The sequence below is a fragment of the Cupriavidus sp. L7L genome (assembly GCF_004353535.1).
In the GTDB taxonomy this organism is placed as follows: Bacteria; Pseudomonadota; Gammaproteobacteria; order Burkholderiales; family Burkholderiaceae; genus Cupriavidus; species Cupriavidus oxalaticus_A.
In genome coordinates this window covers 599,393-606,683 of the sequence record NZ_SMNY01000003.1, presented here as the reverse complement: position 1 = coordinate 606,683, position 7,291 = coordinate 599,393, and the positions used below count along the sequence as shown (strand labels likewise).

Annotated in this window: 6 protein-coding genes; 1 reads left to right on the top strand and 5 read right to left on the bottom strand. The window is 64.1% G+C overall.

Annotation, left to right across the window (positions count from 1 at the left end; translation table 11 throughout):
• Positions 1–194, top strand: a 194-nt coding sequence (locus E1J61_RS04805; RefSeq protein WP_165971423.1) for an IS3 family transposase, incomplete at its 5' end; no start/stop codon positions are given.
• Between the two features lie 124 nt (positions 195–318).
• Here E1J61_RS04805 and ltrA read toward each other — a convergent pair.
• From ltrA to E1J61_RS04775, 5 genes are all read right to left on the bottom strand, one after another.
• The gene (gene ltrA / locus E1J61_RS04800) at positions 319–1,584 is read right to left on the bottom strand and encodes a group II intron reverse transcriptase/maturase (RefSeq protein ID WP_133093009.1); all 1,266 of its coding nucleotides are present in this window, start codon (positions 1,582–1,584) and stop codon (positions 319–321) included.
• A 730-nt stretch (positions 1,585–2,314) separates the two neighbouring features.
• Positions 2,315–3,913: a class I adenylate-forming enzyme family protein gene (locus E1J61_RS04790; protein ID WP_243736778.1), complete on the bottom strand. Its 1,599-nt coding sequence runs from the start codon at positions 3,911–3,913 to the stop codon at positions 2,315–2,317.
• Between the two features lie 77 nt (positions 3,914–3,990).
• Entirely contained in the window at positions 3,991–4,767 is a 777-nt protein-coding gene (locus E1J61_RS04785) for a hypothetical protein (protein ID WP_243736777.1), read from the bottom strand.
• A gap of 33 nt (positions 4,768–4,800) precedes the next feature.
• Complete coding sequence (locus tag E1J61_RS04780) at positions 4,801–6,393, bottom strand: class I adenylate-forming enzyme family protein (RefSeq protein WP_133092957.1); 1,593 nt, start codon at positions 6,391–6,393, stop codon at positions 4,801–4,803.
• 45 nt (positions 6,394–6,438) lie between these two features.
• A complete protein-coding gene (locus E1J61_RS04775) occupies positions 6,439–7,260 on the bottom strand; it encodes an SDR family oxidoreductase (RefSeq protein WP_133092956.1) in 822 nt (273 codons plus the stop codon).
• Positions 7,261–7,291: the final 31 nt, after the last annotated feature.

Here is a 7,291-nt window from a genome sequence, read left to right as displayed (position 1 = left end):
TGGAGAGCTTCTGGGGCAGCCTGAAAGCAGAGTTGGTGTACCACCATCGGTATGCCACCCGGATGGAAGCCATGGCCTCTGTCCGTGAGTACATTGAGATTTTTTACAATCGCCAACGGCGCCATTCGAAGTTGGGGTACCGAACGCCAGGCGAAGTCGCTGCAAGCTACCTCAGTCGACTAGCTGCAGCATGAACCAGACGTGTCCGCGCTGGACAGAACACCTCACGTTTCCACACCCCGCTCATCGAACCGGACATGCAGATCTCCCGCATCCGGCTCTCGGACAAGACATCACGCCTTCGTACACGGCAAGTTACTACCAGGGACCGGACAGCCGAACGAGACCGAAGTGCCCGTAGAGGTGCGAGGGTGGATAAGCCCCGCCCCGACGACGTCTGACCTTATGCTTGATACGTAACCACCGACGTAACCGCGCAGAGGTGTAGCTGTCAAGCGCCCGATACGCACGGCTGACGGTCCCTACCTTGAAGTAGTTCGCCCAGCCGCGCAGCGTGCGGTTCAACTTGCCCACCAGCTCCGTGGTATCTAGCCACGTCATCGACGAAGCGGTCAGCGCATGAACCTTCTCAACCATGCGCCGAATACTCTTCTTCGACGGCCGCATGCCCATGCGGGCCTGGCCGGTCTTCGGGGAGTACATCCGCCCAAACGTGTAACCCAAGAAATCGAAGTCGCCTTCCGGTACCTGACAGATTCGTGTCTTCTCCTCGTTGACCGTCAGCTTCAGTTTGCGCATGATCTCGCGCAGTTTCAGCACCGCCTCATCGGCCTTGCCTCGCTTGCACAGGATCACCAGATCGTCCGCGTAGGTCACGATTCGACTGCCAAGACTTCGCTCCAGCCCAAGCTTCTTCCACGCCAACACAAACCGGCGCATGTAGACATTTGCCAGCAGTGGTGAGATGGGTGAACCCTGCGGAATGCCGCGCCGGCTGTCCCGGGCCTCCGTCGTACGTTTCTTCCGGCCTCGGGTATCGGTTTCTTCCACGGGGCATTCCAGCCACATCCTGATCAGATGCAGCACGCGCCGATCAACGATGCGTCGCGCGAGCGACAGCATCAGTTCGGCGTGTGGAATACTTCCGAAGTAGTCCGCGAGGTCGGCGTCGACAACGTCCGTTTGCCCTCGGTGCAGCCGCTCCTCCACCTCGATCACCGCTTGTTGGGCGTTTCGCCCCGGGCGGTAGGCGTACTGCTCTGGTGGAAGATCCGCTTCGAAGATCGGTTCGAGCACCAGCATCGCTGCTGTCATGCACACCCGATCCCGCAAGGTCGAGATGCCCAGTGGCCTCAGCTTGCCGTTGGCCTTCGGGATAAACACTCTTCTAATAGGGTCCGGTTGGTAACTCTCCTCCCTGAGCGCTAGCGCCAGTTCGCCGAGCCACTTCTGCACCCCGTACTCCTCGACCTCCGCGAAGTCCTGACGATCGACACCCGGCGCGCCCCTGTTGGAGCGGCACTGGGCGTACGCGTGTGCCAGCACATCCTCACGATAGATCTTGTCGTACAGAGCGTAAAAGCGGTACCCGGCTTCTGCCTTCGCTTTCGCGTGTAACGCCATCTGCAGCTTCTGAACACTGATAGGTTGCCCAATCTCCACGCCCTCGCTACGTATTGCGTCCGTCCTGAACTGAGGCCCCTTCCCTCCACCAGCATTACCAGCTTCAGCAGTAGTACGGGCCTCTCCGTCACCCCAAGGCGCCCGGCCTGTCCCTCACGGGCGTCCGGTTGGTCATCCCTGACCACGCCAGGGGGCTTCCCGTGTTGCGTGCGCTTTCCTTGTGTACATGCTGTCGCCACTACCCCGGCGCAGCGACTGGGCGTCCTGCCTGCTCATTCGCCCAGCCGTATCAGCCTTCCCCGATATGGCAGTCGGGTCGGCCTGCGCATCGACGTTTCCGAGGCTTGCTCGGCGTTCACTCGCGTTACGGCCTGCACACTCGCGCTGTCACCGTATTTCGTGACACGCTTCACCGAAGGCTTCAACCGCTTCGTTACCTCCACGATTGCTCCGGTTGCTTCCGGCTGGAGCGGTTGCCGGGTGGGGCTTTCACCCACTGGAAAAGCGCCGCCTTGTCACGGCGCACGCCATGAAGCGTCATTAGTCCGAGCGATTACTCGGTCGTTCGAACGTCGGCTTCTTGTATCTCGAACGCGTAGTTTCCACCGATCTGGCTCATTCGCCTATACGAGCCACAACTGGGATCGGGCTGGCCTTCCGAGTCAACGCTTAAGCAAGCTACTATCCCTTGCATATGCAGCTATGGGTGCCATGCCGACACCCACGCGGGCTAGGAAGGCAACGAAGGGAAATTCGCTCCGCTCTCGGCGCGCAATACCGCCTTGTGGATCTTGCCAGCGGGTGTCAGCGGTAGCGTGTCCCGCAGTACCACCTGCCGCGGCACCTTGTAATCGGCCAGGCGGGTCGCACAATAGGCGCGGATTTCCTCCTGCGTGACCTGGCAACCGGGTTTTGGCACGACGTAGTAGCGCCCGATCTCACCCATCACCGGGTCGGGCACGCCAATGCCGGCAACCATCATGACGGCGGGGTGCCGCGCAATCACCCCCTCGATCTCGGCCGGATAGACGTTGAAGCCGCCTTGGATATACATGTCCTTCTTACGGCCCTTCAGGTAAATAAAGCCGCGCTCATCCACATAGCCCAGGTCGCCCGAGTGCAGCCATCCTTGCGCATCAAAGCCATCGGCCCCGGCCGCCCCGCCCACATAGCCCGCGCAGACACCCGCCCCGCGGAACCAGAGCTCGCCAATCTCGCCCGCGACTGCGTTCTCGCCGTCGCGCGTGACCACGCGCATTTCCGCGGTATCAAGGATACGGCCGATTGATTGCATCAGATCCTCCCGCTCGGCATCCCAGGGGGTCATGACAATCGCCCCCGACGTTTCCGACATGCCGTATAGGTTCATGACCGAAGCCTGCGGCATGCGCGCCTGCAGTTGCTCGAGCAACACGGCATCGGCCGTGGCACCGCCCACGATCACCAGCCGGATCGAAGAGAAGTCCACCTCGGCTGCATCTGGATGCATCAACAGCAGCGTGGCCATGGTTGGCACGCCCGAGAGAATCGTGGGCGGATGCTGGCGCATCATGGCGAGCATCCGGTCGGCCTTGAAAGCCGACACAAGTTCGCAGGCGCCGCCGCTCAGCAAGAAGGTCAACACCCCACAGGTGATGCCGCCCACATGGTTGAAGGGCAGGGCCAATTGGATATGGTCGGTCTGGGTCATGCGCACATGGCGTGCCTGGGCCAATGCGGCCGCCAGCATGCTGTGATGCGACAGCCCGGCCCCCTTTGGCCGTCCGGTGGTGCCGGACGTGTAAATCACCATAGCCAGATCTGCAGGCTCGACCTGTGCCTCGGCGCCAGCCAACGCGGCGCTATCCGTCGCGATGGCAGCCAGTACCGAAAGCCGCAATGGGCCTGCTTCGGGCGATGGCGGTTCGTCGATCAGCCCCACGTGCAGCAGGCCAGGCATGCGCGGTGCCAGCCGCTCGAGCATGGCGAGGAAGTCGAAGCCCTCGCACTCTTGCACCGTGAAGACTGCCTTGACCGCGCTGTCATTCACCATGTGCTCGATCTCGTTCTCACGATAGCGCACGCTCAGGCCCACCACCGCGATCCCGATGCGTGTCGCGGCGAAGAACAACTGCAGCCACTCGATCTGGTTCAGGGCGATCACGCCAATGCGATCGCCGCGCTTAAGCCCAAGACCAAGCAGGCCGCAGGCTAGCCGTGCGGAGGTGGCCTCGGTCTCACCAAAGCTGTGCTCCTGCTGCTCGCACAGATAGGCTGTGCGGTGGCCCCATTCCTGGCTGGCCTGGCGCAGGGCGGCACCAATGGTGGCGGGTGGCGGCGTGGTGGTCATGCGGTCCTCCTGGCAATGATAGATACATAAAAGTATGGAGCCCGGCGCGGTGGCAGGAATCCTTCGTCAGACAGATTTCAGCACTGGTGTCTGGTCGTGCCCTGCCAGCCTTGATCCCAGCGGTGCCCCTCCTGCCCCTGCCGCATCGCTTCTCGCTGAACCACCTCGCCTGTCACGGCACCGAAGGCGGACCCCGGTGCCGGAGCTTCGAATGCCTGCTCCCCGCGGCGCAGGGTCCAGCCGACAAACGGATCGGCAGCGTGGCTGCGCATCGTCCATCGCGCTTCGCAGGTACGGCAACGGTGTTCGCACAGCATCAACTCGAGATGCGGAGAGTAGCGCTGGCGCGCGACCGTGGAGGCCGGATGCAGCCCGGGATGACCGGACGCGCGCCGCGGGTCACGCTGCAGGTCCGCGCACTCCGCGCATATCGCCGGCCGCGCCGCCGCTGCGCCAATCGCCCGGGCAACCGGCTTCGGCGCCTGACCCTCACCGGCGCGCACGCGCGGGCGCGTGCTCCAGCGCCGCATGACCGTCCAGTACAGCACGCGCAAGACCTCGGGACCGGACTGCATGGCAGTGGCGCGGCAACGATCCACGTGCCGCTCGAGCAGCAGGCCCATCTCGGCCGCCGACGCGAAGCACACTAGCTGCCGTTGCCCGCTGCTGCCGACGATCCAGCCGTCGAACACTGCTACCAGCGCTGCCTTGTAGGCATCGCTACCCCAGCAGCCCACGCGCACGGCCTGCAGATTTGCCTTTCGGCTGGTGCGGCGGATTTCCGTGCGCAGCGCTCCCAGTTCCACGAGCGCCGCGCTATCGGGATGGCTCAGATCTTTTCTGCCGATCATCATGCCCCTCGAAAGAATTTTCCCCATACGGGCCGGCTAGTGTTCGGCTGCCGCAAAGCAGTCGGCATACTGCTTGCGCAGCATGTGCTTCTGGATCTTTCCGGTGGCGGTAGACGGCAGCGCATCGATAAACTTCACTGCCTTCGGCACCTCGAACTTGCCGAGGCTGGCGCGGCAGTACTCGGTCAGCTCGGCCTCGCTGCAGGCCGCGCCGGGCTTGAGCACCACGAAAGCGCAGATGGCCTCGCTCCAGTGAGGGTGGGGCAGACCGACCACCGCTACCGCCGCCACGGCCGGGTGCGCCAGGATAACGGACTCGACCTTGATGCTGGCGACGTTCTCGCCGCCGGTCTTGATCATGTCCTTCTTGCGATCGAGGAACAGTAACTGTCCGCCCTCGTCGATCGTGCCAAGGTCGCCCGTATGGTGCCAGCCGTACCGCTGCGCCGCCTCGGTCGCCGCGGGATCCTTGAAGTAGCCAAGCATGACGTTCGGTCCGCGGTGCACGATCTCGCCCACGTCGCCGGGCGCGAGGAGCCTGCCGTCGTCATCCATGATGGCGGTCTCGGAAGCCACCGTGGAGACGCCCCAGTAGTTCGCATCGCGCGTTGGATGCTCTACCGGCCGGAAGCTCATCGTGACCGGGTAGATCTCGGTCTGTCCCGTGACCAGCATGATGTTAGGGTTCAGCATCGATGCGATCCGGTCCACCAGCGGACGCGGCATCGGCGCCATGGCGTAGATGCAAAGCCGCAGCGACGAGAAGTCCGCCGTGCCGGCCCTGGGATCGGACAGTATGGCCGCGTACATCATCGGCAGCGCCACCAGCACGGAAATCCGCTCCTTGACGACGCTGTCGACGACGAGGCCCGGCTGGAAGCCCCGGCTAATCACCACGCAGGCGCCGGCGGCGCAGGTGGAGGCGGCCACCACATGCTGGCCGCAGTGGAACAGCGGCAGGATGCCCGTCACCACGTCCTGCTCGGTAAAGCCGAAGGTCGAGAGGTTGCCGATCACCGCGCTGTGGACCGAGGCATGCGAATGCACCACGCCCTTCGGGTTGCCGGTAGTGCCGCTGGTGTACATGATCAGCGCGGGCTGGTCGCCGTCGATGTCCACCTCCGGCAGCGTGGCAGGGCGACCCTGGGCCAGCGCTGCCAGCGCTGGCAACTTCAAGCCGGCCGTGCTCGACGCACTGCTCATGGTGACTACGACAGGCAGTCCCAGATCCTGCAGCAACGCCGCCATCTGGGGCTGCTGGCAAATGGCCTCGTCTGCAACGATGCAGGAGACTTCCGCATGGCGCAGGATGTAGCCGATCTGCGCTGTATCAAGCTGGATATTGACCGGCACCCAGACATTGGCTGACTTGTGGATGCCATTGAGCGCGGCCAGCATGTCGATCGAATTGGCGCACAGCGTGGCGACCTGGATCCCACTGCCGTGCGCCTCAAGCAGGTAGTGGGCAAACTGCGAGCTGAGTGCGTCCAGTTCGCGGTAGCTCAGGCGTTGCTCGCCATCGACCACGGCAGTGCGGTCTCCGTACTTGACGGCCGTGCGATGCACGATGTCGCCGAGTGCTACGCGGCGAATGCGACGGCTTACTGCCGATGCTTCTGGTACTTGCATGTTTGTCTCCTCTTAATGTTGTAATTTCCCGCTCTACCGGCGGAATCAGCCGGCCGGGCGCGCCGCCTGCTCTCTGGCCGCGGCCTCGATCATCGGCTTGACGCTGTCGATGGCGCCGCCGCCATCGCACGGGATGATCGCGCCCGAAATAAATGATGCCGCCGGCGAACCAAGGAACATGGCGAGGTTGGCAATGTCTTCGCTGGTGCCCAGCCGCCCAAGCGGCACCATTGCCCGCACCTGCGCCCCGCCCTCCGTGCCCTGCGGCGAGAGCCGGCGCATGCCTTCGGTGTCGGCGATGGGCCCCGGCGAGATGGCATTGACCCGCACGCCGGCGGCGCCCCACTCCATCGCCAGCACGCGCGTGAGTTGGTCCACCCCGGCCTTGGCCGCGCAGACATGGGCCTGGTAGCGAATCGGGATCGCACCCTGCGGCGCGGTGATATTGATGACCGAGGCGCCGGGGCTGGCCAGGTAGGGGAAGGCCTGGCGCATCACGTGGAAGGTGCCGTTCAGGTCGATATCGACCACCACCTTGAAGCCGTTGGACGAGAGCTGGTTGAGCTCGGCCAGGAAGTTGCCGGCGGCGCCGGAGACCAGCACGTCGATCTTGCCGAACCGGTCGTGCGCAGCGGTGAAGGCGCGGCCTACCGCGTCGAAGTCGCGCACGTCGGCGGTCACGCCCAGCACCCCGGCGCCGTGCGCCGCCAGCGCGGCGACCGCAGCGTCCACGTTTTCCTGCTTGCGGCTGGCCACGGTCACGTTGGCGCCGTGGCGGGCGAAGGCATGGGCAATGCCGAGGTTGATGCCGGTGGTGCCGCCGAACACGAAGACGTGGCGGCCGGCGAAGTCAAAGGATACGGTCATGGCAATGTCCTGTCGAAAGCGGCTGGTTACG

What these genes read in the sequence shown, in the direction of transcription:
- ltrA (WP_133093009.1), bottom strand. Translation starts at nt 1,584, where the DNA reads ATGGCGTTACACGCGAAAGCGAAGGCAGAAGCCGGGTACCGCTTTTAC.
- E1J61_RS04790 (WP_243736778.1), bottom strand. Translation starts at nt 3,913, where the DNA reads ATGACCACCACGCCGCCACCCGCCACCATTGGTGCCGCCCTGCGCCAG.
- E1J61_RS04785 (WP_243736777.1), bottom strand. Translation starts at nt 4,767, where the DNA reads ATGATGATCGGCAGAAAAGATCTGAGCCATCCCGATAGCGCGGCGCTC.
- E1J61_RS04780 (WP_133092957.1), bottom strand. Translation starts at nt 6,393, where the DNA reads ATGCAAGTACCAGAAGCATCGGCAGTAAGCCGTCGCATTCGCCGCGTA.
- E1J61_RS04775 (WP_133092956.1), bottom strand. Translation starts at nt 7,260, where the DNA reads ATGACCGTATCCTTTGACTTCGCCGGCCGCCACGTCTTCGTGTTCGGC.